This is a genomic window from Ruegeria sp. SATB045, assembly GCF_059613525.1.
The window spans coordinates 277,762-304,151 of sequence record NZ_JBXWSR010000019.1 but is presented as its reverse complement, the minus strand read 5'-3'; the positions used below and the strand labels follow the sequence as shown (position 1 = coordinate 304,151).

29 protein-coding genes and 1 tRNA gene are annotated in these 26,390 nt (G+C 56.3%); 18 read left to right on the top strand and 12 right to left on the bottom strand.

Annotation, left to right across the window (positions count from 1 at the left end; translation table 11 throughout):
* Positions 1-2 precede the first annotated feature (2 nt).
* Together AC2FNR_RS06955 and AC2FNR_RS06950 are read right to left on the bottom strand one after the other, a co-directional pair.
* Positions 3-536 (bottom strand): TadE/TadG family type IV pilus assembly protein, encoded by a 534-nt coding sequence (locus AC2FNR_RS06955; protein WP_170352732.1) that lies wholly within the window; start codon positions 534-536, stop codon positions 3-5.
* Positions 533-2,227, bottom strand: a complete 1,695-nt coding sequence (locus AC2FNR_RS06950) for a pilus assembly protein TadG-related protein (RefSeq protein WP_496848503.1) — start codon at positions 2,225-2,227, stop codon at positions 533-535. Before AC2FNR_RS06950 ends, AC2FNR_RS06955 begins: the two co-directional genes overlap by 4 nt.
* A gap of 302 nt (positions 2,228-2,529) precedes the next feature.
* Here AC2FNR_RS06950 and AC2FNR_RS06945 point away from each other — a divergent pair, with 302 nt between their 5' ends.
* From AC2FNR_RS06945 to rpoD, 4 genes are all read left to right on the top strand, one after another.
* Positions 2,530-3,960, top strand: coding sequence for a Glu/Leu/Phe/Val family dehydrogenase (locus tag AC2FNR_RS06945; RefSeq protein WP_170352734.1), 1,431 nt, complete (start codon positions 2,530-2,532; stop codon positions 3,958-3,960).
* 126 nt (positions 3,961-4,086) lie between these two features.
* Positions 4,087-4,383 carry a hypothetical protein gene (locus AC2FNR_RS06940; protein ID WP_170352735.1) on the top strand — a complete coding sequence of 99 codons (297 nt, stop codon included), beginning with the start codon at positions 4,087-4,089 and terminating at the stop codon, positions 4,381-4,383.
* 81 nt (positions 4,384-4,464) lie between these two features.
* A complete protein-coding gene (gene dnaG, locus AC2FNR_RS06935; protein WP_496848502.1) occupies positions 4,465-6,411 on the top strand; it encodes a DNA primase in 1,947 nt (648 codons plus the stop codon).
* Positions 6,412-6,525: 114 nt separating this feature from the next.
* A complete protein-coding gene (gene rpoD / locus AC2FNR_RS06930) occupies positions 6,526-8,517 on the top strand; it encodes an RNA polymerase sigma factor RpoD (RefSeq protein ID WP_496848501.1) in 1,992 nt (663 codons plus the stop codon).
* Positions 8,518-8,691: 174 nt separating this feature from the next.
* Here the strand turns inward: rpoD and AC2FNR_RS06925 are convergent, their stop codons facing one another.
* Positions 8,692-9,711 carry an AraC family transcriptional regulator gene (locus tag AC2FNR_RS06925; RefSeq protein ID WP_496848500.1) on the bottom strand — a complete coding sequence of 340 codons (1,020 nt, stop codon included), beginning with the start codon at positions 9,709-9,711 and terminating at the stop codon, positions 8,692-8,694.
* 303 nt (positions 9,712-10,014) lie between these two features.
* Between AC2FNR_RS06925 and AC2FNR_RS06920 the strand changes: the two genes are divergently transcribed.
* From AC2FNR_RS06920 to ribD, 6 genes are all read left to right on the top strand, one after another.
* Positions 10,015-10,452: a thiol-disulfide oxidoreductase DCC family protein gene (locus AC2FNR_RS06920; RefSeq protein ID WP_496848499.1), complete on the top strand. Its 438-nt coding sequence runs from the start codon at positions 10,015-10,017 to the stop codon at positions 10,450-10,452.
* A complete protein-coding gene (locus tag AC2FNR_RS06915) occupies positions 10,453-10,995 on the top strand; it encodes a DUF4166 domain-containing protein (RefSeq protein WP_496848498.1) in 543 nt (180 codons plus the stop codon).
* 78 nt (positions 10,996-11,073) lie between these two features.
* Positions 11,074-11,478, top strand: a complete 405-nt coding sequence (locus tag AC2FNR_RS06910; protein ID WP_170352741.1) for a hypothetical protein — start codon at positions 11,074-11,076, stop codon at positions 11,476-11,478.
* A 17-nt stretch (positions 11,479-11,495) separates the two neighbouring features.
* Entirely contained in the window at positions 11,496-11,909 is a 414-nt protein-coding gene (locus AC2FNR_RS06905) for a secondary thiamine-phosphate synthase enzyme YjbQ (protein WP_496848497.1), read from the top strand.
* Between the two features lie 121 nt (positions 11,910-12,030).
* The gene (gene nrdR / locus AC2FNR_RS06900) at positions 12,031-12,501 is read left to right on the top strand and encodes a transcriptional regulator NrdR (protein ID WP_170352743.1); all 471 of its coding nucleotides are present in this window, start codon (positions 12,031-12,033) and stop codon (positions 12,499-12,501) included.
* Positions 12,498-13,598, top strand: coding sequence for a bifunctional diaminohydroxyphosphoribosylaminopyrimidine deaminase/5-amino-6-(5-phosphoribosylamino)uracil reductase RibD (gene ribD, locus AC2FNR_RS06895; RefSeq protein WP_496848496.1), 1,101 nt, complete (start codon positions 12,498-12,500; stop codon positions 13,596-13,598). Before nrdR ends, ribD begins: the two co-directional genes overlap by 4 nt.
* Here the strand turns inward: ribD and AC2FNR_RS06890 are convergent.
* From AC2FNR_RS06890 to AC2FNR_RS06880, 3 genes are read right to left on the bottom strand one after another with little or no spacing between them, the layout of a single operon-like run.
* Positions 13,595-15,592 (bottom strand): capsule polysaccharide biogenesis protein, encoded by a 1,998-nt coding sequence (locus tag AC2FNR_RS06890; protein WP_496848568.1) that lies wholly within the window; start codon positions 15,590-15,592, stop codon positions 13,595-13,597. The genes ribD and AC2FNR_RS06890 overlap by 4 nt on opposite strands.
* Positions 15,592-16,722: a polysaccharide biosynthesis/export family protein gene (locus tag AC2FNR_RS06885; protein ID WP_496848495.1), complete on the bottom strand. Its 1,131-nt coding sequence runs from the start codon at positions 16,720-16,722 to the stop codon at positions 15,592-15,594. Before AC2FNR_RS06885 ends, AC2FNR_RS06890 begins: the two co-directional genes overlap by 1 nt.
* A gap of 32 nt (positions 16,723-16,754) precedes the next feature.
* Positions 16,755-18,101 (bottom strand): capsule polysaccharide biogenesis protein, encoded by a 1,347-nt coding sequence (locus tag AC2FNR_RS06880; RefSeq protein ID WP_496848494.1) that lies wholly within the window; start codon positions 18,099-18,101, stop codon positions 16,755-16,757.
* Positions 18,102-18,241: 140 nt separating this feature from the next.
* Between AC2FNR_RS06880 and AC2FNR_RS06875 the strand changes: the two genes are divergently transcribed.
* The 5 genes from AC2FNR_RS06875 to AC2FNR_RS06855 all read left to right on the top strand — a co-directional run bounded on the left by AC2FNR_RS06875 (position 18,242) and on the right by AC2FNR_RS06855 (position 21,449).
* Positions 18,242-18,829: a riboflavin synthase gene (locus AC2FNR_RS06875; protein ID WP_170352746.1), complete on the top strand. Its 588-nt coding sequence runs from the start codon at positions 18,242-18,244 to the stop codon at positions 18,827-18,829.
* Positions 18,830-18,932: 103 nt separating this feature from the next.
* Positions 18,933-20,054: a 3,4-dihydroxy-2-butanone-4-phosphate synthase gene (gene ribB / locus AC2FNR_RS06870; RefSeq protein ID WP_170352747.1), complete on the top strand. Its 1,122-nt coding sequence runs from the start codon at positions 18,933-18,935 to the stop codon at positions 20,052-20,054.
* A gap of 2 nt (positions 20,055-20,056) precedes the next feature.
* Positions 20,057-20,608 carry a 6,7-dimethyl-8-ribityllumazine synthase gene (locus AC2FNR_RS06865; RefSeq protein WP_496848493.1) on the top strand — a complete coding sequence of 184 codons (552 nt, stop codon included), beginning with the start codon at positions 20,057-20,059 and terminating at the stop codon, positions 20,606-20,608.
* Positions 20,605-21,087, top strand: coding sequence for a transcription antitermination factor NusB (gene nusB, locus AC2FNR_RS06860; RefSeq protein WP_496848492.1), 483 nt, complete (start codon positions 20,605-20,607; stop codon positions 21,085-21,087). Before AC2FNR_RS06865 ends, nusB begins: the two co-directional genes overlap by 4 nt.
* Before the next feature lie 56 nt (positions 21,088-21,143).
* A complete protein-coding gene (locus AC2FNR_RS06855; protein WP_170750560.1) occupies positions 21,144-21,449 on the top strand; it encodes a hypothetical protein in 306 nt (101 codons plus the stop codon).
* Positions 21,450-21,663: 214 nt separating this feature from the next.
* Here AC2FNR_RS06855 and AC2FNR_RS06850 read toward each other — a convergent pair whose 3' ends face one another.
* Together AC2FNR_RS06850 and AC2FNR_RS06845 are read right to left on the bottom strand one after the other, a co-directional pair.
* Positions 21,664-22,089 (bottom strand): SRPBCC family protein, encoded by a 426-nt coding sequence (locus AC2FNR_RS06850; RefSeq protein ID WP_496848491.1) that lies wholly within the window; start codon positions 22,087-22,089, stop codon positions 21,664-21,666.
* Positions 22,086-22,406, bottom strand: coding sequence for an ArsR/SmtB family transcription factor (locus tag AC2FNR_RS06845; protein ID WP_496848490.1), 321 nt, complete (start codon positions 22,404-22,406; stop codon positions 22,086-22,088). Before AC2FNR_RS06845 ends, AC2FNR_RS06850 begins: the two co-directional genes overlap by 4 nt.
* Positions 22,407-22,520: 114 nt before the next feature.
* On the opposite strand from AC2FNR_RS06845, the gene AC2FNR_RS06840 reads away from it, so the two are divergent.
* A complete protein-coding gene (locus tag AC2FNR_RS06840; protein WP_480496355.1) occupies positions 22,521-22,952 on the top strand; it encodes an MmcB family DNA repair protein in 432 nt (143 codons plus the stop codon).
* A 4-nt stretch (positions 22,953-22,956) separates the two neighbouring features.
* On the opposite strand, the gene AC2FNR_RS06835 is transcribed toward AC2FNR_RS06840, so the two are convergent.
* On the bottom strand, positions 22,957-23,145 hold the full coding sequence (locus AC2FNR_RS06835; protein WP_170352754.1) for a DUF6324 family protein: 189 nt from the start codon (positions 23,143-23,145) through the stop codon (positions 22,957-22,959).
* Between the two features lie 77 nt (positions 23,146-23,222).
* On the opposite strand from AC2FNR_RS06835, the gene AC2FNR_RS06830 reads away from it, so the two are divergent.
* Positions 23,223-23,705 (top strand): GNAT family N-acetyltransferase, encoded by a 483-nt coding sequence (locus AC2FNR_RS06830; protein WP_496848489.1) that lies wholly within the window; start codon positions 23,223-23,225, stop codon positions 23,703-23,705.
* A 47-nt stretch (positions 23,706-23,752) separates the two neighbouring features.
* Positions 23,753-23,829, top strand: a tRNA-His gene (locus tag AC2FNR_RS06825).
* 78 nt (positions 23,830-23,907) lie between these two features.
* On the opposite strand, the gene AC2FNR_RS06820 is transcribed toward AC2FNR_RS06825, so the two are convergent.
* The 3 genes from AC2FNR_RS06820 to AC2FNR_RS06810 form a co-directional block, all read right to left on the bottom strand.
* Complete coding sequence (locus AC2FNR_RS06820; protein WP_353393264.1) at positions 23,908-24,714, bottom strand: ABC transporter permease; 807 nt, start codon at positions 24,712-24,714, stop codon at positions 23,908-23,910.
* Entirely contained in the window at positions 24,711-25,598 is an 888-nt protein-coding gene (locus AC2FNR_RS06815; RefSeq protein ID WP_170751365.1) for an ABC transporter permease, read from the bottom strand. The genes AC2FNR_RS06820 and AC2FNR_RS06815 overlap by 4 nt, the downstream gene beginning before the upstream one ends.
* Positions 25,599-25,670: 72 nt before the next feature.
* Positions 25,671-26,384, bottom strand: a complete 714-nt coding sequence (locus AC2FNR_RS06810) for a transporter substrate-binding domain-containing protein (protein WP_496848488.1) — start codon at positions 26,382-26,384, stop codon at positions 25,671-25,673.
* Positions 26,385-26,390 lie beyond the last annotated feature (6 nt).

Genomic DNA, 26,390 nt, shown 5'->3' with positions numbered 1-26,390 from the left:
TCTTACGAAGGCTCCTGAACGAAGGCTGTGGTCGCCGTTAGTGCGATCTGTCCGGTGTCATCTACCAGCGCCCGCCCCATGGCCGAAGTCGGAAACAGAGGATCAACCCTGGCGCACGCGCGCAGAATCATAAGCTCATTCGACAAACCGTTTTGGAAGGTACGAACAGGGCGTACTTCTTCAGTGTTGTCGGTGCAGTCTACGGTTTCGGGCAGATTGACACCGGCGAACGCGCTCTGCTGGATCATTTCCAGTCGCAAATTTCGCGAGCAGTTACGGACTAGCAGCGTGTTCTCACAGATCGAGTCCTTGATTGTATCGTGGTCCGGGTTTGTTCCGGTTCCCAGTCGAATCTCGCGAACTGTTATGTCCACCGCGCGTTCCAGCATTGATTGCTGGACCGTAACCACCGCGTATTCCATTGCGCTGAGGATAAAGAACATGAAAACCGGGAAAATGAGGACAAATTCCACAACGACGTTGCCGTCCTCAGATGCCTTGAGTTTTCCTAGATATGTTCGAAGATTTTGGATCATTGGGTCAGCCTCAGCTTCTTGATCGACGATGCGATTGACGCAAATGCGTCTTGCAACGAGATACCTTCGGGGTCATCGAACTCGTCCACTTCGTAGACGTGGCTGTCCGAACTTGCACAGTTCTTGATGGTCGTCAGGCCCGCATTGGGTGCTTCGAACGCAATTCCATAGATGATCACGCCATTATTCTTTGCAGCGCCGCAAATGCTGGTTGTGCGTGAATTCTTGGTTGTTGGTCCGACACTTATTCGAGGGTTCTGGAACCAGTTGAACACGTGATTGCTCTGCCAGAAGTAGTTGTTGGTCGCGTTCCAGTACAACGAGGCCTGATTGAACAGCTGAGGGAAAGTCATGCGCGTCGCTGTTCCCGTCTCATTGTTAAAAGAGTTCTCGTTCGGAGGGTTGCCGTAAGGATAGTCGGCAGTAATGAATCCTCCGCCGAACTGCGCGCCGTTTTCGATGCTTTGTTGCATCCACACGTAGCGGTCCGGGTTGCGCCTGAACCGAATGCTATATTCCCCTGTGGACCCATCGTCGCGGACGTATTCCGGGTTGAACCAAATGTCCGACAAGCCTGAGCGGTACTGGTCTTTCAGCATATATTGAGTGGTGTTTTGTCCGTCGGTCATGACGATCGCGACCTTTAGCACCTCGGAGTCATAGGCTTCAGGCCGTTCTTTAAACTTATCCGGAACGATGTTCTCTCTGGCCAGTTCTCCGACAACGTTCTGGAATTTGGGGTCCAGCATGCCGACACCCCATTTCATGCCCACGTCGATCGAAGTGTTGCCGTTGGCCGTAAGCGCATCGATGCGGTTGTGCAGAACATCGATATCGTCGGTCACAGCGGTAATGTCACTGCCTGCGCGGACAGGACAAACAGGGAAGCGGGGGAATTGCTCTGCGTTGTTGGTGTATTGGAAGGGGTCGAACGGAGCGGTTCGGTCATAGGAAATCGTGGGATCCAATGCCGAACTACCAAACTGGGCCGAAGTAAAGTTGATACAGTGAGAAAAATCATGCTCGGACGATACATTGCTGAAATGCTTCAGTATGTCGTCACCCGCGCTGACCTGGGTTGCGTAAGGAATGATGGACATCGAAATTTGGCTTTCGCCGGGCTTGTCCAGCATCAGGGTCACGAACTCTTTGGCGGCAGAGCGCAAGACCTCGATTTTCGTTCTTCCCGCTTCCGCAGACGCGCGGTTCATCGATCCGGACATGTCGAGTACGAGCGAGATTTCGACTGATCCAATCGATTCCTCCGCTGTACTTGCCGCTTGTGCAGTCAAGGTCTTGTGACCCGAAAAGCGCATGAAGTTGGTGTTCACGATCGTTTCTGCAGTTGCAGACACGGTCCGGGATCCAAATCCTTCCTGCACGTTGACCGATTTCAGTTTGTCACTGAGGCCGGCTTTGTCCAAGTATGACTCGACCACCTGTCGCGGCGGGAGCGTTTGGTCAAGGTCGGCGGCGGCAAGAACAGCGCGATCCAAGGTAGATTGCAACGTCGCACGGTCGCGTTCAAAATTCATGACGTCGACCCCAATACCTGTGGTCGCAAAAATCACCAGCACGCCAAGCAGTACGAAAATGGTGAACGACCCGTCTTCTTCGCGCTGGAAGGCCTCGGGCGTTGGTAGTTTTTTAAAGCGTTTAGTAATGCCGCTTTTGAAACCGCGGTTAATCATATTGCCGTCCTCACTGAACAGTCATCCACTACTGCTAAGGAAAAGTTAACGTTGAGAAATTAACGCTCAAACGTGGCGGGAATTGGGCGAAACCGCCTTGGATCAGGCCCATTTCTTGTCAAACCGGGAATAATATGATCCGCGCTCAGGTTCTGTTGTCTTCTGGTCGACAATGCACGCGCGCGTGATCGCATTCAGCGACTCAGTTTTTCGAAATTTATTTTTGCTTAAATATTGATCGTTTATCCAATGGGTGCGACAAAACGACAGAACGCAAGTCGTTCGTTGGCACGGAGGTATAGATGACGGCCACAAAAGAACCCAGCTTTCGCGAAAGTGTTGACCTGATGTTCAACAGGGCGGCGTCCCTGATGGATCTGCCTCCGGGGCTGGAAGAGAAGATCAGGGTTTGCAACGCCACTTACACGGTGCGGTTCGGTGTTCGCCTGCGCGGTGATATTCATACGTTCACCGGCTACCGGTCTGTTCATTCCGAACACATGGAGCCCGTTAAAGGTGGCATCCGCTACGCTTTGGCCGTCAATCAGGATGAAGTTGAGGCGCTGGCAGCGCTGATGACCTACAAATGTGCGCTGGTTGAAACACCTTTTGGCGGCTCGAAAGGCGGGCTGTGTATCGACCCGCGACAGTATGAGGATCATGAGCTGGAGCAGATCACGCGCCGGTTTGCGTACGAACTGGCCAAGCGGGATCTGATCAACCCGTCCCAGAACGTTCCAGCCCCCGACATGGGGACCGGCGAGCGTGAGATGGCGTGGATGGCCGACCAATATGCCCGGATGAACACGACGGACATCAATGCGCGGGCCTGTGTGACCGGCAAGCCGTTGAATGCGGGTGGTATCGCCGGGCGGGTCGAGGCGACGGGGCGCGGCGTGCAATACGCGTTACGAGAGTTCTTTCGCCATCCTGAAGACATTCAGAAAGCCGGGCTTACTGGGAAGTTGGACGGCAAACGCGTGATCGTCCAGGGCTTGGGCAATGTGGGCTATCATGCCGCAAAATTCCTCAGCGAAGAGGATGGCGCGATTGTCACCGGCATCATCGAATGGGATGGCGCGCTGTATAATCCGGAAGGGATCGACGTTGAATCCGTTCGGCAGTGGATCGTCAAACATGGTGGCGTCAAGGATTACCCGGACGCGACACATTCCGCCGAGGGGGCGGTGGTGTTGGAAGAGGACTGCGATATCCTCATCCCGGCGGCGCTGGAAGGCGTGATCAATCTGTCAAATGCCGAACGCATAAAGGCCCCGCTGATCATCGAGGCTGCGAACGGTCCTGTGACGGCGGGTGCGGATGAAATATTGCGCAAAAAGGGTACGGTGATCATTCCTGACATGTATGCTAATGCCGGCGGTGTGACGGTGTCGTATTTCGAGTGGGTCAAAAACCTGAGCCATATCCGCTTTGGCCGGATGCAGCGCCGTCAGGAAGAAGCCCGGCATGAGCTGATCGTCAGCGAGTTGGAGCGTCTGGATCGGTATCTGGGCGATGCGTGGTCGATGTCACCGGATTTCAAGGCCAAGTACTTGAAAGGTGCGGATGAGCTTGAGCTGGTGCGTTCGGGCCTCGACGACACGATGCGGATTGCGTATCAGTCCATGCGTGAGGTTTGGCATAGCCGCGATGATGTCGAAGACCTGCGCACAGCCGCTTATATCGTGGCGATCGACCGGGTCTCGAAAAGCTATCGGGCCAAAGGACTTTGAGGAAAATGCAAGGGCGGAAATTGGTCGCCCCTGCGCAACACGAAGGCGCGAGGTTCAAAACGGCAATGGCCGGTTGGCTTTGCGGCGGATAAGCTGCTGCGACAGAAACGAATCCCGGAGACCCTCATGTTGCGTATCGCCATAGCGGCCATTGTTCTGGCTACTCCTCTGGCCGCTCAAGAAACCAAGGAACAGAGCTGCAAATTCCAGTCAGACGTCGTGGCTGCCGTCCAGCAGGCAAGGCTGGACCGGGTAAAGGAACGGGACGTGGCACAGGCGGTGGCAGAGTCAGGGCCGACATGGCCCGAGAACTACAACGCGGCGATTCCCCTGATCACTCCGTGGGTCTATGAGCAAAAGATGCGCGATGTGAGAAAAAAAGACCTCGGCGCTGCTTGGCTGGAGCTGTGCCTGCAGCAGTAATCCACATCCATTGCATTTCGCTGTGGATAAGCGCGGGCCATCCCCTTGGCCTGCGTTTTCATTTCTGGCAGGTTTGTCCCCATGTCTTTGCCCCCCGGATTTCTTGACGAATTGCGCACGCGCCTCAGCCTGTCTCAGGTCGTCGGTCGCAAGGTCATGTGGGATCCGCGCAAGTCCAATCAGGGCAAAGGTGACATGTGGGCACCGTGCCCATTTCACCATGAAAAGACCGCCTCGTTCCATGTGGATGACCAAAAGGGGTTCTATTATTGCTTCGGCTGCCACGCCAAAGGCGACGCGATCAGTTTCGTGAAAGAGACCGAGAATGTCTCGTTTATCGAAGCGGTCGAGATTCTGGCGCGCGAAGCAGGGATGCCGATGCCGCAGCGCGATCCCAAGGCGCAGGAAAAGCAGGACCGCCGCGCGCAACTGGCCGAGGTGATGGAGCAGGCAGTGCAGTTCTTCCGCCTGCAGCTCAAAACCGGGGCAGGGAGTGCCGCACGCGATTACCTGACCCGTCGAGGATTGGACGCGCAGGCGCTGGACCGGTGGGAGATCGGATTTGCCCCCGATGGGTGGCAGGCCCTATGGGATCATTTAACTGGTAAGAATGTGGCGGAAGATCTGATCCTCGGGGCGGGTCTAGCCAAGCCGTCGAACAAGGGTAAAAAGCCCTATGACACGTTCCGCAACCGGATCATGTTCCCGATCCGCGACCCGCGCGGGCGCTGTATTGCGTTTGGCGGCCGGGCGATGGGCCCGAATGACAATGCGAAATACCTGAACTCACCCGAGACCGAGTTGTTCGATAAGGGCCGCAGCCTCTATAACCACGGCCCCGCGCGGCAAGCGGCAGGGAAGGGGCAGCCGCTGATCGTGGCCGAAGGCTATATGGATGTGATCGCGCTGGCCGAGGCCGGTTTTGGCGCTTCGGTGGCGCCGCTGGGTACCGCGATTACCGAGCACCAGTTGCAACTGCTTTGGCGGATTTCCAATGAGCCGATCATCGCGTTGGACGGCGACACGGCGGGCTTGCGCGCCGCGATGCGCGCGGTTGACTTGGCCTTGCCACTGCTTGAGGCCGGGAAATCCTTACGGTTTGCGTTGATGCCCGAGGGCAAAGACCCCGATGACCTGTTACGCGCCGAGGGGCCGGGGGCCGTGCAAACGGTCTTGGAAGGCGCGATCCCCATGGTCAAACTGCTGTGGCAGCGCGAGACCGAAGGCAAAGTCTTCGACAGTCCCGAGCGCAAAGCGGCGCTGGACAAGGCGCTGCGCGACAAGATCAAGCTGATCCGTGACCCTTCGATCCGCTCGCATTATGGGCAAGAGATTAAGGATCTGCGCTGGCAACTGTTCCGCCCGCAGCGTCAGCCTCAGAACCGATCGTGGCAGCTGCGCGGTAAATGGCAACCTAAGCCGACGGCGACACCAGGCGCGCGAGCGTCATTCTTGGCGTCGTCCGAAGGTGCGGAAATCCAACTGCGCGAGGCAGCGATTTTGGCAATTGCGGCGTTGAACCCGCAAGTGGTTGTGCAGTTTGAAATTCAGTTGGAAGAGATGGAGTGCCGTGACCCTGACCACGCCGCCCTGCGTCACGCCATTCTGCGCCATGCGATTGACGACCCCGAGAACCTGAAAGACCACATAGCCGAAACTTTGGGGCCCGAAGCCCTTGAAAACCTGCTGGCCCTTCGCCATGTCGCAGTGATCCCTTGCGTGCATAAACCGGGCGATGTCGAAAAGGCCGAAATGACGCTGGCCGAGGAACTCGCAAAGATCAAAGCTCTCAGGGGGTTGGACGCAGAGATTGCCGAAGCGGAGGAGGAGCTGTCGGATCTGGCAGATGAGGCGTTGACATATCGGCTGGCTCAGGCGGCCGAAGAGCGTAACCGCACAAGCCGTAGCCAGAATGAAGACAGGGCGATTTTCGACGTGGCCGACAATGGCGCGCGAATCAATCGTGACGAGAAAGACGCGTTTGAGGCAATCATGTCCGGGATCAATTTTGAGCGGAAACGCCGGTAAACTGGTGTTTTCGTAAGGCACTGGAAAAGAAAAACGGGTAAACGGGTAGCCGAATCACTTCTACGCGCTAATGATTCGGTTCAATCGAATCACCCATCCCTGCAGGAGCATTGAATGGCCGCCAAAGACACGACCGAAGATCGCAAATCCGACGAGCAGGAACAGGAAATCTCGCTGGACATGAGCCAGGCACAGGTCAAGAAGATGATCGCTGAGGCCCGCGAGAAAGGGTACATCACCTACGACCAGCTTAATCAGGTTCTGCCGCCGGATCAGGTCAGCTCGGAACAGATCGAAGACGTGATGTCGATGCTTTCCGAGATGGGCATCAACATCATCGAAGATGAAGAAGCCGAAGAAGAAGAAAACAAAGGCTCGACCGAACTGACCACGACAGAAAGCAACCGCGAGGTTGCGCTGGCCGGGGCGGGGACCGAAAAGCTGGATCGCACCGACGACCCTGTGCGCATGTACCTGCGCGAGATGGGCAGCGTCGAACTGCTGAGCCGCGAGGGCGAGATTGCCATCGCCAAGCGGATCGAGGCTGGTCGGAACACCATGATTGCCGGGCTGTGCGAAAGCCCGCTGACGTTCCAGGCGATCACCATCTGGCATGACGAATTGCTGTCCGAAGACATTCTGCTGCGCGACGTCATTGATCTGGAGGCCACCTTTGGCAACCAGATGGACGAAGACGGAGATGTCGAGGAACCGGTAGTCGATACCTCGAACGTGCAGGCCGCCAAGCCTGAGAAAGAGGATAAAGGCCCCGAGCTGGATGCTGACGGCAACCCGTTGAACAACGACGACGATGATGACGACGATGATCAGGCCAATATGTCTCTCGCCGCGATGGAAGCCGCGCTGAAGGATCAGGTTCTGACCACGCTAGAACGCATCTCGACCGACTTCTCGATGCTGTCGGAAATGCAGGACAGCCGGATTTCGGCCACACTGAACGAAGACGGCTCCTTCAGCGAGCAGGACGAGGCAACATACCAAAAGTTGCGCGCCGAGATTGTTGAACTGGTGAACGGGCTGCACCTGCATAACAACCGGATCGAAGCGCTGATCGACCAGCTTTACGGTATCAATCGCCGTGTGATGTCGCTGGACAGCTCAATGGTGAAGCTGGCGGATCAGGCACGCATCAACCGTCGGGAATTCATTGACGCCTATCGCGGGCGCGAGCTGGACCCGAACTGGTTGTCGGATATGGCGGAAAAGCCGGGCCGGGGCTGGCAGATGTTCATCGAACGCTCGACCGCAAAGGTCGAGGAACTGCGCAATGATATGGCTCAGGTCGGTCAGTATGTCGGCTTGGACATCCCCGAATTCCGCCGCATCGTGCAGCAGGTTCAGAAGGGCGAGAAAGAGGCGCGGCAGGCCAAGAAGGAAATGGTCGAAGCCAACCTGCGTCTGGTGATCTCGATCGCCAAAAAATATACGAACCGTGGCCTGCAATTCCTTGATCTTATTCAGGAAGGCAACATCGGCCTGATGAAAGCGGTGGACAAATTTGAATACCGCCGCGGCTACAAATTCTCGACCTATGCGACATGGTGGATTCGTCAGGCGATCACGCGAAGCATCGCGGATCAGGCGCGCACGATCCGTATTCCGGTCCATATGATCGAAACGATCAACAAGCTGGTGCGGACCGGCCGCCAGATGCTGCACGAAATCGGCCGCGAGCCGACACCGGAAGAACTGGCCGAAAAGCTGCAAATGCCGCTGGAGAAGGTTCGCAAGGTGATGAAAATCGCCAAAGAACCGATCTCTTTGGAAACGCCAATTGGCGACGAGGAAGACAGCCAGCTGGGCGATTTCATCGAGGACAAGAATGCCGTGCTGCCGCTGGACAGCGCCATTCAAGAAAACCTCAAGGAAACGACCACACGGGTTCTGGCCTCGCTCACCCCGCGCGAGGAACGGGTTCTGCGGATGCGGTTTGGCATCGGCATGAACACCGACCACACGTTGGAGGAGGTTGGCCAGCAGTTCAGCGTGACCCGCGAACGTATTCGCCAGATTGAGGCGAAGGCGCTAAGGAAGCTGAAACACCCAAGCCGGTCGCGCAAGTTGCGGTCATTCTTGGATCAATAGACAAATAGGCGCCTCATCTGAGGCGCTTATTTTTTGCGCGGGTGGTGAAAGTGGCCGGCCCAAAATTCAAATTGGCAGAAAGTCACAAGTGTCATCTGGCTTGGTCGCCTATTTCCGTTTTGTCCACTCATGGGACAGGCCGGGGAGAGGCGACGGTGCCGATGACCCCCGGTCTCAGGCCCCGGAAGTAAAGTCCAGCCTGCTGCGGAATGTGCTGGGTGCCTGACCTGTCCAACGTTTGAACGCTGTCGAGAACGCTGGTTGATCAGCGTATCCAAGTGAAAATGCGATCTCTGACAAGGGCATGCCGTTTGTGATAAATGTTTGCGCCAGATCGCAACGCAGGTCATCGACAATCTCGCGATAACTGGTTCCTTCGTATTTAAGACGACGTGCAAAGGTGCGCGCGCTGAGGCCAAGGTTGGCGGCAGCGTCATCCGCCTGAATGATCGCTCCGGGCAGAGAGCGGGTGATCAAGCCTTCAACCCGAGCACGTAGTTTTTGCTTGGGCTGTCGGTGTTCTGCGATGACTCGGTCTCCGTATTCCAACAAATGCGCGCGCAGCTTGGGGTCATAAGTTGGGACAGGTAGATCAAGCGATGATAGTGCCAGCACGATTTCAATTCGTTCCGCCCCAAAGATGACTGGAAAACCCGCAAGCTTTTGGTACGCGGTCCGATTGCCTCCTGTTTCATGTTGAAAACGTATTTCCATTGGGAAGAAATCAATCTGAGTCAGGTTTCGCATCCGTGCCAGACCTGCAAATACTAAAAACTCTGTGCGTCTGTGGTATCGAGCAAAGCTGGCATCTTTCCATTCAGCCTCGATCGACGCGAAATTCCCTGCGACGCGCAAACTGAACATCAGAGCCGGGTCAATGATCCCGTGAAAACGCGAGGTATTTTCTAGAACTTGTTTCAAATCTCGCGAGTATTTGCTGATGTATGCGGTAAGGCTTGAGGAAGATCGGTATTCTAGCCCGGCCGCTGCGGCAAAAGTCGGGTCCTCAAGAATATCGCAGGCATATCTGGCAAAGAGGGCTTCTGTGTGGGCGCTACAAGTGCCCGCAGAAACCGTGATGTCATCGCGCTGTATGTTACATTTTTCCAATACTCGATCTGTGACAGCAGGATTCTGTGTCTTGTGATCAAGCATGCGCGTCAAAAGCTGAATACGTGAGATATCGACGTCCATGCTGTATCTTATCGCGATATCTGTTTGTTTGCACCCTTGCTGAGAGGTGTGGGACGCATCCGCCGTGACATAAATCCGTAAAACGTTGGCAAAAAGTCACATGCGCTTTGGGCGGCAAACCCGTATTTCTGTCACGTTGCCGGGTCAGCGCCTTTTTGGGGATGGGGCCAGAGCCCAGACGATAATTCGAGCAGGCATACTGTGGCTCCCCGGCACGCCCATTCCTGCTGTTGCCTGTGTCGCATTGTGGCGTCGTGTTTGCGGTGTCACTTTGGGGGAAATTACGGCAAAGGCGATTTTAAGATGCACGACATTGCATTGGACGAATTGGTTAAGAGCCAAGATTTTATTGTGTTTGATGGCGAATGCGTGCTGTGCACGGGCTTTTTTCGTTTCATGCTGAAACGGGATAGGGCGCAAAGGTTCAAGTTTGTAACTGCGCAATCCGAGTTGGGGCGAAATCTCTATTCAGATCTTAAATTACCGACACAGGATTTTGAAACGAACCTCGTCGTGTTGAACGGTCAAGTTTATCAACGGTTGGATGCATTTGCTGCAGCCATGCAGGCTCTGCCGGGGATGTGGTCCGTCGTGTCCCTGTGCAAATATCTGCCTGGGGTGGTTAAGGACCCGATATACCACGTTTTGGCGCGCAACAGATATGCCGTGTTTGGTCGGGCTGATACCTGCTTGGTTCCGGACAAAGATCTAATGTCGCGCTTTCTTCCCAAAGGGTACTAGATGCAACCTGATCCGTTTTGGCAAGCGTTGCCGGCGCAGTCAGTTTTGCCCGACGCCTTGCGGCACCTGCACGGCAGTCAGGGATTCTATTCGGGTTTCTGTGATATTGAGCGTGGCCGCGGCCTGTTAGTGCGTATGGCTTTGTGGCTTGGAAGCTTCCCCACTGGTGGCCGCAATGTTCCTGTCTCTTTATCGGTAACAAAACGGGACAGGGCATGGATATGGGTCAGGAATTTCAACGGCCAGACGACCTGGTCGCGGATCGGCTACAGGTCAGGCTACGTACTCGAGCGGATGGGCCCATTGACCTTGTGGCTGAAACCCGTGCTTTTCGATGGGCAGTTGTCCATTCGTCTTCACCGGTTACGCTTGTGGGGAATCCCGTGCCCAAAGCTCATATTACCCAGGTCTAATACGTTTGAGTGGCAGGATGACGAAGGGCGCTTTCGGTTTGATGTGTCCGCTCGGATGCCTGTTTTGGGGTTGCTGATCCGATATCACGGAAGGCTAACGGCTGATCACGCAAAACAGGACGTGGGCTGAATTGATCGTGAACCCGCTTTGCCGTTGAGCGGGTTATACTATTTCCAGTCTTACCTCGTAACAGGAAAGAGTATGATTATGAAACAGGTTATGACTTACGCTGCGCTTGCCGCAGTTGTTCTGACTACACCGCTTTCGGCCGCTGGCTTTGCGCGATTTGGGTTTCAGACGGTCTCGGTCAATGCCAACGTCTACGAAGTGATCCCGCGTGGGCGCAACGATGTTGATGGGTATTGGTGTGCCGCTGCCGATTATGCCCGGAGGACTTTGGGCGCAGGTTGGAAACAGCCGATCTACGTAGTGCGCGGTTATGGACCCAGCGAAGCAACTGGACGCCGGACCGCTGTACAGTTTTCCGTCAGTCCTCCGCCTGGTGTTGATTTGAACGTCAAGTCAATCAACGTCGGCTTTGTTGCTGGTCAAAGCAGATCGGTTCAGAGTGCGAACGCACTGTGCTATCGTCGGCAAATCTTTGACGACTAAGCGAGAATGAGCACCTGTTGCAGACCGAGTTTATTATTTCGACACGCGGACCGGGGTTATATGAATTCACCCCGGACGTAGGTAACTGGCTAAACTCGGTCGAACGCGACGGGCTGCTGACGTTGTTTGTGCGCCATACGTCCTGTTCTCTGGTGATACAAGAGAACGCAGATCCCGAGGTGCAAACTGACCTGAGTGCTTTCTTTGAGAGGCTGGTTCCGCCCTCGGATCATCCATCGATGTCCTATTTACGGCACACTTATGAAGGCCCAGATGACATGCCAGCACACATAAAGGCTGCCTTACTGCCGGTATCATTGACGATCCCAGTGGCAAGTGGCCGTCCGGCTCTGGGCACTTGGCAAGGGATCTATTTGTTTGAACATCGTTCAGCGCCCCACTATCGAAAGGTCGCTGCGCATTTCGCGTGACCCCTTTATCTTGCGGTGAAAAATTCCGACTACCCAAATCCTAGAGGCTGCCCTATAGTTGTGGATAAGTAAGCCATAGTGCTTACAATTAGAGGCGGAATTAGGGACGAGGAGACGGCGGATGCGCTGCCCGTTTTGCGGAAATATTGACACTCAGGTGAAAGATTCACGCCCCGCAGAGGATCACGTCGCGATCCGCAGGCGCCGGTTCTGTCCTGCGTGTGGCGGACGTTTCACAACCTATGAACGGGTGCAACTGCGCGATCTGGTTGTGATCAAAACCAATGGCAAACGGGAAGACTTTGACCGCGACAAACTGGAACGGTCTATCCGTATCTCAATGCAGAAACGTCCAATCGACCCCGAACGTATTGATCAGATGATCTCGGGGATTGTGCGCCGCCTGGAAAGCATGGGTGAGACCGATATCCCGTCGAACAAAATTGGCGAGATCGTCATGGAAGCGTTGGCGCGCATTGACACGGTTGCTTATGTGCGCTTTGCAAGCGTGTACAAGAATTTCCAGGCGGCCGATGATTTCGAGGAGTTTGTCCACGAACTGCGCCCGCCGCAGCCTTCGTCTGACGAGTGAACGACACAGATAAACGATACATGGCGTTGGCCCTGTCTTTGGGGCAACGCGGTCAAGGCACGTGCTGGCCAAACCCCTCGGTGGGTTGTGTTATCGTGCGCGATGGTCGGATTATTGGGCGAGGTTGGACCCAACCCGGCGGACGACCGCATGCGGAAACCGTTGCGTTGGCACAGGCTGGTGAAACGGCCAAAGGCGCGACGGCCTATGTCTCGCTGGAGCCTTGCGCACATCATGGGAAAACTCCTCCTTGCACGGATGCGCTGATCGCAGCGGGGATTGCGCGCGTGGTTTCGCCGGTCGAGGACAGTGATCCGCGTGTTGCAGGGCAGGGCTTCGCCAAATTGCGCGAAGCTGGCATCGAAGTCACGACAGGTGTTTTGGCCTCGCAGGCCGAACGTGACCACGCAGGTTTTTTCTTGCGGATGGAGCAGGGGCGCCCGTTCATAACCCTTAAATTGGCGAGCAGTTTCGATGGCCGGATCGCGACGGCCAGTGGTCACAGCCAGTGGATCACCGGTCCGCAGGCGCGGCGAGAAGTCCACGCGATGCGCGCGCGTCACGACGCGGTTATGGTTGGCGCAGGTACTGCGCGGGCCGATGACCCTGCACTGACCGTCCGTGATCTTGGTGTGGCGCAGCAACCTGTCCGTATCGTTGTCTCGCGCCATCTTGATATCCCATTGATGAGCCAACTCGCCCGATCCGCTAAGCAAGTCCCGGTTTGGCTGTGCCACGGCCATGCCCCCGATGCCGAGCGGGCCCGGGCATGGGAGGGGCTAGGGGCCACATTGATCCCTTGCGTATTGCAAGATCACCAGATTGATGCTGCGGATATGTTGCAACAACTGGGGCAGGCGGGGCTGACACGTGTTTTCTGCGAAGGCGGCTCGGCGTTGGCGGCGTCTTTGTTGGCGCAGGATCTGGTTGACGAACTGGTCGGATTTAGCGCGGGTCTGACCATCGGTGCAGAAGGTTTGCCAGGGATCGGAGCATTGGGACTGGAGACGCTGGAAGCAGCCCCCCGGTTTGAATTGATGGAAACGCGCGCCGTTGGCCCCGACGTCATGCATCGCTGGCGGCGGTCACTGCGCTAGCGTCGCCATAGATGAGCATGTGTCGCAAAGGCGCCCTGCAGCTTAGATAGCAATCGTAACATCGGCGGACCTTTGATTCCTTCACGGTCGGTCAGGCGCTGCAGCGCGACCTCGACTGGGCAGGGGTTGCCTGTGATCGGGTCCAGATACCGCGGGTAGTCGATCAACGCGGCATGGACCAAACCCAACACCGTGGGATGTGCGCCACGCCGAGCCGGGACGGTGCCGAGGTCCTGCGTCAACCCCCAACCCGCATAGAAGGGGGCGCCGACAGTGGTCACAGGCAGGTTGCGGATCAGCGCCTCGAACCCCAGTAAAGACGTCATTGTCCAGACTTCATTGACCTGCGGCAATAGCTGGGCCGGATCCGTATCGCGTATGGTGACATCAGCGAGGCCGTCGGCATCTATCGCACCGTCTCGTAGACTGGCCTCGACATCTGGGTGGGGCTTATAGATCAAAACAGCGTCCGGGTTCTTGTCCCGTACCATCTGTAACAGTTCAAGGTTGGTACGGATCGTTCCGGTCCCTAACAGGATCGAGGCGTCGTCCTCTACTTGTCCGGGTACAAGAATGCGATGCCCCTTGGGCAAGTCCGGTACTTGGCCGCCGATATTGTATTTGCTGATCTGCCCCGAGGTGATTTTCTCAACCAGCCTGTCTGCGCGCAGTTCCTGATCCGGGCGCAGAATTTCCCGTCGGGCGATAAGCTGTTCAAGCCGATTAGATCGCGTCGGGTCGTAATATATACCCAGATCATCGGTGACCAGCGAAACGGGCGGAACCAAGGCAGCGCCCAAACCACGGGACCGCAGGAAACCATCCTCGATCCTAACAACACTCTCTTGCCCTTCGGCTCGGCTGGCCCAAACCATATGTGGTTTTTCGGAAGACGGAGGAGGGCTTTTGGTAAAGCGAATTTTGGTCTCGCGCCCGAACATCCTTTGAAGATGACCACGTTTCCACAAACGCATCCCCGAGGCGGTCCAGCCTGCGTGGTCCTGACGCCATGCGCGTGTCTGCGCCTCTAACGTATCCAGAACCATTTCCAATTCGCAAAGTTGATCCCGATAGGGGTCATACCAAGTAGGATAAAGGATCATGGCGGCCGCAAAAAGCTGGGCTGGTGTCAGGCTGCGCTGACGGCGGGGCAGGTATTCTTCGTCCTGCGTTAGGCCCCAGCCAGCATAGAAGGGTTGACCAAAGACGCGGGGCTTGTGGCCTGCCAAAATGGCCTCGAACCCGAATTGCGAAGACAGGGTGTAGACGCCCACTGCACCTTCAAGCAAGTCCCACGGGCTGATCGGGTTTTCAAACAAAGCGACACGACCTGATTGGTCCAGGTCAGAGAAATACCCACTGCGATGGCCACTAATGGTTTCGGGGTGGGTTTTGATCAACACGCGCGCGCCTGGGTGCTCTTCTTGCGCCATGACCAACATTTCGCGGAACCGGGCCGCGTCGCCTTTGCTGGCAGTAACCGATGCATCGTCTTGGGCCTGATCGACAACCAACACATACCCCGGCGCCGGCAGAGACTTAGTGACTTCAAACCCCGAATACTTGCTGAGATGCAGTTCCTTCATCCGCGCAATCGCACCGCGCGCCCGGTTCAGCAGGGCCGTATCATCCAAAGGGTGCGTCGCCATCAAAGTCTCAAGATCGGATGGGCGCGTAGGATCGAAGTGTAGACCGGACCGGTCCAGCAATAGGCCTAGCGGCGGTTCGCCATCCCGACCAGGGTGCAAAGATCGCAGAAAAGCATCTTCGACACGCAAGACAGGGGATTTGTGTTTTTCTGCGATATTCAAGCCGCGGTGGGCGGTTGGACTGTTGCCCCATATGGCAACGGTGTCTCCGTCTTTGGGTAGACCCAGCCGAATGTCGTAGCCCGCAAGCTTGAGAATGTGACGAATACGGCGATTGGTCAGGAAACCGCCATTGTAGACACGCAGGCGGGTACGCTGTTCCTCGGCCATCGCCGCAGCCGACATCACCCGCCTGTCAGGGTCGTGACGTTGGCCAGCGGTGTAAGCCCGCCCGCGATCAGCGATATCGACTTGCTCCACTGCGCATAGGGCGCTTCGGTGACGTAGATCGTGTCGTCGTCGCGGATGACGAAATCACGGGCTACGAACAGGCCGTTTGGTGCAGTAAGGTTAAGCAGGTAAATCACCCGCTGTTCGCCCTGTAAGTCCGAGCGTCCCATGACCGAACGGGCAATGTCCTGTCGTTCGTTCCGCAGCACGAAGATGCCGGTAGGGTCCGAGGACAGGGACTGTAGCCCTCCGACTTGGGCCAAAGCTTCGAGTGCAGTCAAATCTTGACTGTCGAACGCAACACGTGACTGTCCGGTAGCCCCTAGGGCGACGTAAGACCGACTGTCGGCCTCGACCAATATGCGGTCACCGGCGCGTAGTGCGATATCCAGCTTTGGATTGGTGAACAGGTCATTGTACCAGACCGTTCCCCGTTGATTGCCCCGAATAACGGTAACAAGCGCGATGTCAGACCCGACTGAAACGCCTCCGGCTTGGGACAGCATGCCAGCCAGAGTGCGGGTCGGACTTTCGATAGGATATATACCTGGCGAGCCAATCTCGCCGTTCAGCGTAACGGTTGAACCGTTTCCGGCTGTCCGCCGGACCTCGACCTGTGGATCTGGTGTTTGGTCTTGCAGTTTGCTTGTGATCAGTTGGCGCAGCTGTTCGGGGGTATTCCCAGAGGCCCTGACACGACCGGCATAAGGAACAAAGATAAACCCTTCACTGTCCACTTGAATTTGATCCAGCGTCGTCGCGCCGCCGATATCTGAAGAAAGCAGCCCGTCATCGACGTTCTCCCAAACCGACAGGCTCAGGGAGTCACCGGGGCGCACTGTATCGGCGGCCAGGTTTGGCGCGCTGAGGAAAGACTGCGAAAACCCGAATTGGGGAACAGCGGACGTGACCTCGGTAATACGATCATCCACTTCGACTATGAATGCATTGCCACCATTCTGAACTGAGCCAGCCAAAATTTCATTCTTGCTCGGGCCAGATTTGGGAAGCTGACACCCGGCCAAAAAGCCAAAAACGGCAACAAGGAAAAGTCCCCGTGCCCATTGGAGCGGAAAGCACTGCACTGCCGAATATCCTCAGTCTTCTTTTGTTTGTCTTAAGTTAGCTTGTCATTGCGTTGACTTCCAGCATCAAGCCGTTTGTTTCCTTCAACGATCTTCAACTGTGGCGTCTGCGCCGCGTTACCCGACAGCAGTGTCTCATAGGGGTCGCATTGGGCAAGCAACATATCCGTTACACGCCGCAGCAACTGCCGCCGACCGCGTCTGGAGTAAAACCCTCCGGGCACCTGGCAGGTTTTAAGCAGGAACTGGCGATAAGCCTGATACGCGGCCGTGTCAGGAGGGGTGGGGTTGCCAAAAAACTGGGCAAATGTCTGTCCCGAGATGAACTCGGGCTTGTTGTAGACGGACCGCCCGAAACTGCGCAGCGGAATTCCGCGCCACAAAACTTGCTGTCCGGCGGTCGAGTTGATGGTGACAGCGGAATTCGCCTCGTTCAACAGCCGCGCAAGCTTTCCACCCGGCACATAGTGGACACGGTCGCCGACACCATGGGCGTTGGCGATTTGACGGGTTCTGCGGTTCAGGGGTTCTCGGTGGTTTTCAAGCGGATGTTCTTTGATGACAAGCTGGTGGTGACGCGGTGCCCCATCAGCAAAGCCCTTGATGGCCTGTTCCAGAAATTCTGACATGTTGGAATAGTCGGAATGCGATTGAACCGAGCTGTCATGCCCCAATTGCAGCAGCACAAGATGATATGGCATACCGCTGCTGCGAGCGCGAAACGTCGCCCAGCGTCGTTGCAATCGGTGAAAGGGCATCAGCATAAGTCGTTTGAAATAAAGCGTAAATTCCTTGGAAACTGGCAGCTCTCTGTGTCGCTGGAAGTTGCGATACCTCTGATTGAGGAACAACAAAAACCAATGATATAGCGCACCATAAAAGATGTGCTGCCGCATGTCGCCCCAATGCGAAGGCGGTGGGGGATCCTGAGTGTCTGAGCGTTCGAGGGCTTGTTCCATCTGCGGGATCGTAAGCGACATCAGGCGAGAGTTCCCGTTCGATCCCATGCGTTCATAAGTAACCCACCACGGACGCAGATAACCTTCTTCGAACACATGCACGGTTATGTTTCGTTCGCTGGCAATCTTGATTGCTTGGGCATGTATTGGGCGTGCGTCGCCGTATAAGACGAGGTCGGTCACACCAAGCGTCTCAGTCAGCCTGCGGAAACTTTCAGGCCATTGCTCAGGACGGTCGGTAAAGGGAATATAGCTTGCACGGTCGAACCAGAACGCGCGGTCACCGGCATTGAAGCCCACACGCCGAACCTCGGCACCTGTTTTGCGCAGCACGCGTGCGAGTGCATTGAAAAACGGTCCGTGCGGTCCCTGTAGAAACAGGAAAACACGGCGCTCAGAGCCTTTTGTGAGTGGTGGCATTGGTGCTGCTCTTGCTCGTTGGTGCGAAATTTATGCCTTTTTGTGCTGCGTCCGGCAAGGCGGGCCTTGCCCGGAACCGCCGATACGCTTACCTCGGCAAGTAGACTGGATGGAATATTAGGAACCGAAGGGTAAAGGAAATGTTCACAGGTATCGTCACCGATGTTGGCACCATTGCCGAACTTGACCAACAGGGCGACCTGCGGGCGCGGATCAAGACCGCCTATAAGACATCCGGCATCGATATAGGTGCCTCAATCGCAAGCGATGGGGTGTGCCTGACCGTCATCGCCTTGGGGGACGACTGGTATGATGTTCAGATCAGTGCCGAGACGGTATCCAAGACGAACCTGTCCAACTGGTCGGTCGGCAAACATGTCAATCTGGAACGCGCCCTTAAAGTCGGGGATGAGTTGGGCGGTCATATCGTGTCTGGGCACGTGGACGGAGTCGCCGAGGTCGTTGCTATCGAGGATGAAGGCGACAGTACCCGTGTGACCTTGCGCGCGCCCAAGGACCTTGCGCGCTTTATCGCACCCAAGGGTTCGGTTGCGCTGAACGGGACGTCTCTGACCGTCAACGATGTGGACGGCAGTGACTTTGGTATCAACTTCATCCCTCATACCAAAGAGGTGACGACATGGGGCGATGTTGCGATTGGAGACAAAGTCAACCTCGAGATCGACACCCTGGCCCGCTACGTTGCCCGCCTGGCCGAAATGTCCTGAGTTAAACGCCGCGTTCTGACCGGTTCGGGACGTTTGCAGACTGGCCTTTGCGCGCGGGGTGGTCTATCCACCCGTGCAAACATGCTCTGCGAAAGGCTGCCCAATGAGCTTTGAAACCCCCGGACCCGTCGAAGCGCAACTGCGCGACGCGATCAGCCCGATTGAAGAGATCATCGAAGAGGCGCGCAAAGGCCGGATGTATATTCTGGTCGATCACGAAGACCGTGAGAATGAAGGCGATCTGGTCATCGCCGCCGAGTTTGCGGATGCCGAGGCGATCAACTTCATGGCCACCCATGGGCGCGGCCTGATCTGCCTGCCGATGACCGCGGAACGGGTGGATGCGCTGGGCCTGCCGATGATGGCGGTGAACAATTCCTCGCGTCATGAAACCGCGTTCACCGTGTCGATCGAGGCACGCGAAGGTGTGTCGACCGGGATTTCCGCCGCTGACCGCGCCCTGACTGTTGCGACGGCCATCAATGAACAAAACACGATGGCGGCCATTGCCACCCCGGGCCATGTCTTCCCCTTACGCGCTAAGCGGGGCGGGGTGCTGGTGCGCGCGGGCCATACCGAAGCTGCGGTTGATATCTCGCGCTTGGCCGGGCTGAACCCTTCAGGCGTGATCTGCGAGATCATGAAGCCCGACGGCACAATGGCGCGTCTGCCCGATCTGGTGGAATTCGCCCAAACCCATGACATGAAAATCGGTACGATCAGCGACCTGATCACCTATCGATCCCGCAATGACAATCTGGTGGTCGAGACGTCGCGTGAAACCGTCAATTCGGAATATGGTGGCGAATGGGAGATGCGGCTGTTCACTGACCAGCTTCATGGCATCGAACATGTGGTCATGATCAAAGGCGACATCACCACGCCCGAACCCGTTCTGACCCGCACCCATGCTTTACACGAAGCGCCGGATATCTTGGGCCTCGGGCCTAAATCTTCGCGCGAACTGCCGCGTGCGATGGAGAAGATCGCCGAAGAGGGGCGCGGCGTCGTCTGTCTGTTCCGCCAACCGCGCAACTCGCTTTATGCGGTCGAGGATGAAGGCCCTCGGACCATCAAACAAACAGGACTGGGGTCTCAGATCCTGTCCAAATTGGGAATTCACGAGCTGGTGCTGCTGACCGACTCGCCCGAAACCGTATATCTGGGACTCGACGCGTTTGGCCTGTCCATCGTCGGCACCCGTTCCATCCTCAAGGAAGACTGATCGTGGCTGAACAAGACAAACACGGCGTCCTGCCGACTCCGACGTTCGACAAGCCGGTGAAACTGCTGCTGGTGGTGGCACCGTTCTATCGTGCCATTGCCGACAATATGGTTGCCGGTGCCAAGGGCGAGATCGAGGCTGCGGGCGGCACTTGTGACGTGGTCGAGGTTCCCGGCGCGTTGGAGATACCCACCGCCATCGCCATGGCTGACCGGCAGTGCAACTATGATGGCTATGTCGCGCTGGGCTGCGTTATTCGCGGCGAGACCACGCATTATGAAACGGTGTGCAACGATTCCAGTCGCGCCATTCAGTTGATGGGCCTACAGGGCCTGCTGATTGGTAACGGCATCCTGACCGTCGAGAACGACGAACAGGCCGAGGTGCGCGCCAACCCAGAAAAGATGAATAAAGGGGGTGGGGCAGCCGCTGCGGCCTTGCATCTGATCGCGCTCAGCCGTAAGTGGGGCTCTTCCAAAAAGGGCGTGGGCTTCAAGCCACCGTCCGAGTCCATCCTAGTGGCGGGCGACAGCAACGGACCCACGACAGCATGACCCAGACAGACGCGCCTAAACCGGCAAACCAGAAACGCCTGATGAAATCCGCCGCTCGGCTTTACGCCGTTCAGGCGCTGTTCCAGATGGAGCAGTCAGGCCAGACGACCGAAGCAGTCGTGAACGAGTTTCTGGATCACCGGTTCGGTGCCGTCTATGAGGGCGAAGAAATGCTGGACGGCGATATCCGCCTGTTCGGCAAGCTGGTTGAGGATGCAGTTAACTATCAGGCCCCGATCGATCAGATGACAGACCGCGCTTTGGTGGCCAAATGGCCCATCGGGCGCATCGACCCGACCTTGCGCGCTGCGTTCCGCGCCGCAGGCGCCGAACTAACCCAAAGCGACACGCCGCCCAAGGTGGTCATCACCGAATTCGTCGACGTGGCCCGCGCCTTCTTCCCAGAAGGAAAAGAGCCGAAATTCGTCAACGCTGTACTGGACCACATGGCGCGCGAAGCCCAGCCCGAGGCGTTCTGACGCCTTTACTAGGTGCTCTGGCAGACTAAGCTTCTTGCAGAACAAGGAGTGCCGCAATGCCCAAGCTCATCCGTCTTTATATCACTCAGGTTATCTGGGGCTTCGTAATCTCAGCCGTGTTTGTCGGCGTGCTGTTGGCGGTGAACGTGGCCAATCTGCGCGGGCTGATCTGGGGTTCGGACGTTGGGCTAGTGGCGTTGGTCATGATCTGGTTCATGAACGGGATTGTCTTTGCAGGCGTCCAGTTTGCTTACAAGATCATGAGCATGGCCGAAAAGCCGGGTGGCCCACGGCGCGGCTCGCCGGTCGTAAATCTGTTCAAACCGGTTCCGGTCAAGCAGGATTCCAGCGCAGAGCGCTGAAATTAAAGGAAAATTGCGGCGGGACCACCAGTCAACCGTGCGGTGTGATTCCCGAGGACCTGTATGTACAGGTGGGCGCCAGGTAATCAGGCCAGGACCTGAACAGAGCCAGCCCCCTCGGAATTGCTTAAGGCCACCAGAATGCTACCAGTCACAAGAAGGGCAGAACCCGCCAAGCGCTTAGTTAGGGCGTCTTACGGGCTGGCACAAGGGGTTAAGCGTCAACAGTCTCGTGCAGGGCCTTGCGCATCTTGCCGAAATGCTCGTCCCACCCGTTATCCAGGGCCAGGATCAGGCCGAAAGCCTCTGCGCCTTGTGGCAGGCCTTCGTGCTCCAAAGACAATCGCGTGCCGCCGTCTATGGGTTCTAACGTCCATTTGACTACGCTGACAGCGTCCCCCATCGGTTTCACCGTGAAGGTATATTCAAGATATTGCGGCTTGCGCGCCTCACGCACCTCTCCCCAGATCAACAGATCGCCGCTTGTGGTCCCGAACATCTCAAGCCTTTGTCCTGCGGCCAGTGGGCGTTCGGGCTTGTGAAACCATTCGGCAAGATGTTCCGGTTCGGTCAGATAGGCCCAGACAGTGTCCGGTTCGGCGCACAGGAAGATGGTCTTTTGCAAAACTGCTTTGGTCATGTCTCTTTCCTTTCAATGGCTTCTTTCAAGTTACGCAGGCGCTCCTCCCAGAACTGATCAAAGAAGCTCAACCAATCCAGAACAGGGGCCATTCCCTTGGGTTCAAGACGGTTGATGCGTTCTCTCCCCCGAGCTTCGACCTGGATGAAGCCCCCGTCCGACAACACGGTCAGGTGTTTCTTGACGGCCGCTCGGGTCATGTCGAAGCAATCTGTCAGTTGCGCGATTGTCATATCCTGCGATGCAAGCATCTGAACGATGTCCCGGCGCGTGGGGTCCGCAAGCGCGCGAAACGCGTTTTGGATTTGGTCAGGCATCCGTTTCCCCATATTCGATACCATTTGGTTTCATATTTATTCAATACCATATGGTATCACGTCAACCGTAATCTCTCCCTTGCAATTTGTTCATGAATTGTTCACATTTTTCCAATGACATTGGATCTACAACCCGGCCAGAAGCTAGCACGCGGCGTGGCGCGTCATCTCAGCGCGCACGGTTTTGTTTCTGTTGAGGAATTCGTGCCGGCGCGCGGGTTGCGTGTGGACGTTATGGGGTTGGGCCCCAAGGGTGAATTGTGGGTAGTGGAATGCAAATCCAGCCGAGCCGATTACCAATCGGATTCCAAGTGGCAGGGCTATTTGGAGTGGTGTGATCGGTTTTTCTGGGCCGTGGATACAGATTTTCCGACCGAGCTGTTGCCGCCTGAGACGGGGCTAATTATCGCCGATGCCTACGATGCTGAAATAATTCGAATGGCACCCGAGGATAAGCTGGCACCAGCACGTCGCAAAAAGATGATCCAGAAATTCGCCACAGATGCGGCCCGAAGACTGCACGCGTTGCGCGACCCAAGGCTTTGATACTTCAGCCTTTAACAGCCAGAGCAGCCTGAGCAGCAGCACGGATTTCTTCCGCAATTTCTTCGGCTTCGTCCGGTTCAAAGTCCATCGGAATCTCGACGCCATCCGCCTCAATGAACAGGCGTACCATACCTCGATCGGTTGGGCCGATCTGCAGATTTGCCTGAATGTCACGTTCGGTGTTGATGCTCATTTGCGCCTCCGGGGATGAGGGTCTGTGCTAGCGCGCAAAGACTTGAGAATCAAGACAGAGATGCGCTCAGATACAGTATGAACGATGTAGCAATCAGACTCTTTCGCGCGTCAGATGTGCCTTGGTTGGTAGAGCAGCACGCAATCCTATACGAGCGCGATGAAGGGTTCGACAAAAGCTTTGCCCGGTTGGTGCGCAAGATACTTGACGAGTTCGTGGCCAGTCATGATCCCAAATGCGAACGTGGTTGGGTGGCCGAGCAGGCAGGTGATCGCCTTGGGAGTATTTTTTGTGTCCGGCTAGATGAGGACACAGCGAAACTGCGGCTTTTTTTCCTGGTGTCAAAGGCGAGGGGGAAGGGGCTTGGCAAACGCTTGTTGCGCACCTGTATGAACTACGCGCGTGCTGTTGGTTTCACGAAGATGTCACTATGGACCCATGAAAGCCATAGGGCGGCTTGCGCGCTTTACAAAACTGAAGGGTGGCATTTGACGGACAGCAAACCAGTGCATTCCTTTGGGGTCGATCTTGTCGAACAAAGCTGGAAAATTCGGCTTTAATCCTCTTGCATTCCCCCGGCGCGTTCGGTAAATCGCCCCTCACGAGTGCCGCCTTAGCTCAGTTGGTTAGAGCGCTGGATTGTGGATCCAGAGGTCCCCTGTTCAAGCCAGGGAGGCGGTACCATTTCCTCGAAAAACGCGAAAAAAGAAACGCACAGGGCAGAGCCGTGCGCGTGTTGTGTTGCGAAAAGGTGCGCCGGGGTCAGCGCACCAGATTCAGCCTCAGTTTCATTTTACTGCGTTTGGCAACCGGCAGATGCCGGTTCAGACGCTTGTTGACCATTCCAAATCCCCAGATCACGGCCAGAGTCAGCAAGATGAAATAAAAGGCCAGAATCGGGTAGGGGACAAACGGATTGAAAGTTTTGTCCGCGAAATATCCCGCGTAATACAGAGCGTCCCCGCGCTGCTGCCAGACCGGGAAGGCCGAGAAGAAGACCAGCGTAGTTGCGTGGAACAGAAAAATCGCCTCGTTGGTGTAGGCAGGCCAGGCCAGCCGCAGCATGGTGGGCCAGATGATGCGGCGGAACCGTGGCCAGCCGGTCATGCCATAGGCGTCTGCGGCCTCGATATCGCCCTTGGGGATCGAACGCAGCGCGCCATAGAAGATCTCGCCCGAATAGGCTGCCGTGTTGAAGAACAGCACGATCAGCGCGCCCAACCAAGCGGATGTCAGGGCGTCAAGGAAGGGAAAATTCTGTTTGAGCGAGAGGAAGAAGAAATAGGCAAAGAAAAACTGGATAAACAGTGGCGAGCCTCGGAAAAGGAAGATGAACCATTCCGAAGGTTTGCGCAGCCATTTCTTTGTCGACGCTTTTCCCATGGCCAGTGCAGTGGCCAGAAAGAACCCGGTGATCAGCGCCATGATGCCGAAATAGATATTCCAGATCATGCCCGAGCCGATCAGGGTGAAGTGTTCGCATAGCGTGAAACCATCGCGTGGCAGCAACCGCTCACCAATCCCGATCGAACGCAGGCCGTAATCCTGAATAGTCTGAAGACAACTCATGCCGTCGTCTCCTTACGCAGCAACTCTCCGCCTGAGGTGGCCTGACCGTGCGACAGTCGGCGCATCAGGCGTTCCAGGCCAATCTCGGACACACGGGTCATTCCAAGGTAGAACACCAGCAGAGCAAGGAAGTACCACATACGCCAGTCACCATGGGGGTATTGGGTGAATTTCGGGTTCTTGATCGCGCCCAGCTCACGTGCCCAGTACACGATATCTTCGATGCCCAGCAGGAACAGAAGCGGCGTGGCCTTTATCAACACCATCCAAAGGTTGGATAAGCCGGGCAGGGCGTAAACCCACATCTGAGGAACCAGAACGCGCCAAAAGGTCTGGCGATTTGTCATGCCATAAGCAGCGGCCGTCTCTAGTTGTGCATGGGGAACCGCGCGCATACCGCCAAACAAGACGTTCGCTGCAAAGGCACCAAAAACGATCGAAAAGGTAATAACGGCCAGAAAGAACCCATAGGTTTCGTGGACCCATTCAGGGGATGTGCCCAGCGGCAATTTCGCAGCCTGACAGACGATAAAATCATTGCCTTGCCTAACCGGGTCCGTCCATTCGGGGCACAGAACTTTGTGTCGCGTCCATTCGAACGCCTGATCCAAAGCGATTACGAAGAACATGAAAAAGGCAATGTCAGGGACACCGCGCACGACGGCGATGTAGCCTTTGCCAAGCCATGCCAGCGGCAAAAAATGAGATCGGGCCGCCATCGCCCCAAGAAAGCCAAACCCCAATGCCACAGGCGCGGTGATTGCCAGCAGCAGCAGAACCTTGAAGAAGGACAGGTAGAACAGCCAATGGACACCGTTGGTCAGGTAACAGGAGAACCAACGGACCGTGCCGAGCGTTTCGGGATCAGTGCAGAACGAGAAAATGGCGGGCCTCTTTGACTTGCAAGGGCTCAGATGCGGCGCGCCCTGTGATCGGGCGCTCCGCTGAGGTTTGGATTAGAAGGTCGAAGACACTTCCCATTTGGTGATAAGCGCGTTCAGGCTGCCGTCATCCTTCATGGATTGGATCGCCGTGTTGAACTTTTCTTTCAGCTCACCGTCGGATTCGCGGATGCCCATACCGACACCGCCACCCAGCGGCACTTCGTCACCAACGAATACCATGCCCGAGCCGTCTTCGGTGAAGGGCGCCAGGAAGGATTTATCCGCCAGGACTGCATCCGCCTCACCGTTCTGAACGGCTGCGATTGTTTCTTCGGGGCTGGCGAATTCGACCAGAGTCGCGCCGGAATCGGCGACATAGCCCGCCTGAATGGTGCCGGTCTGCGCAGCGATCACACCACCGGCAAGATCAACGCCATCGGACATCGCAACATAAGCAGACGGATCCGGCGGCGTGTAGTTTTGGGTGAAGTCGATGACTTCGTCACGTTCGTCGGTGATCGACATACCGGCGATGATGGCATCGTAGTTGCCCGACACCAGGTTCGGAATGATCGAATCCCAATCGTTCTTGACCCATTCACATTCCAGGTCGGCGCGTTTGCACAGCTCGTCGCCCAGCTCACGCTCAAACCCGTCGATTTCGCCTGCATCGTTGACGAAGTTCCACGGAGCATAGGCGCCTTCCGTGCCAAGACGGACGGTGTCCGCCATTGCCATACCAGCGCCGAGCGCCAGGGCTGCTGTGGTCAGAATCAGTTTTTTCATTGGTTA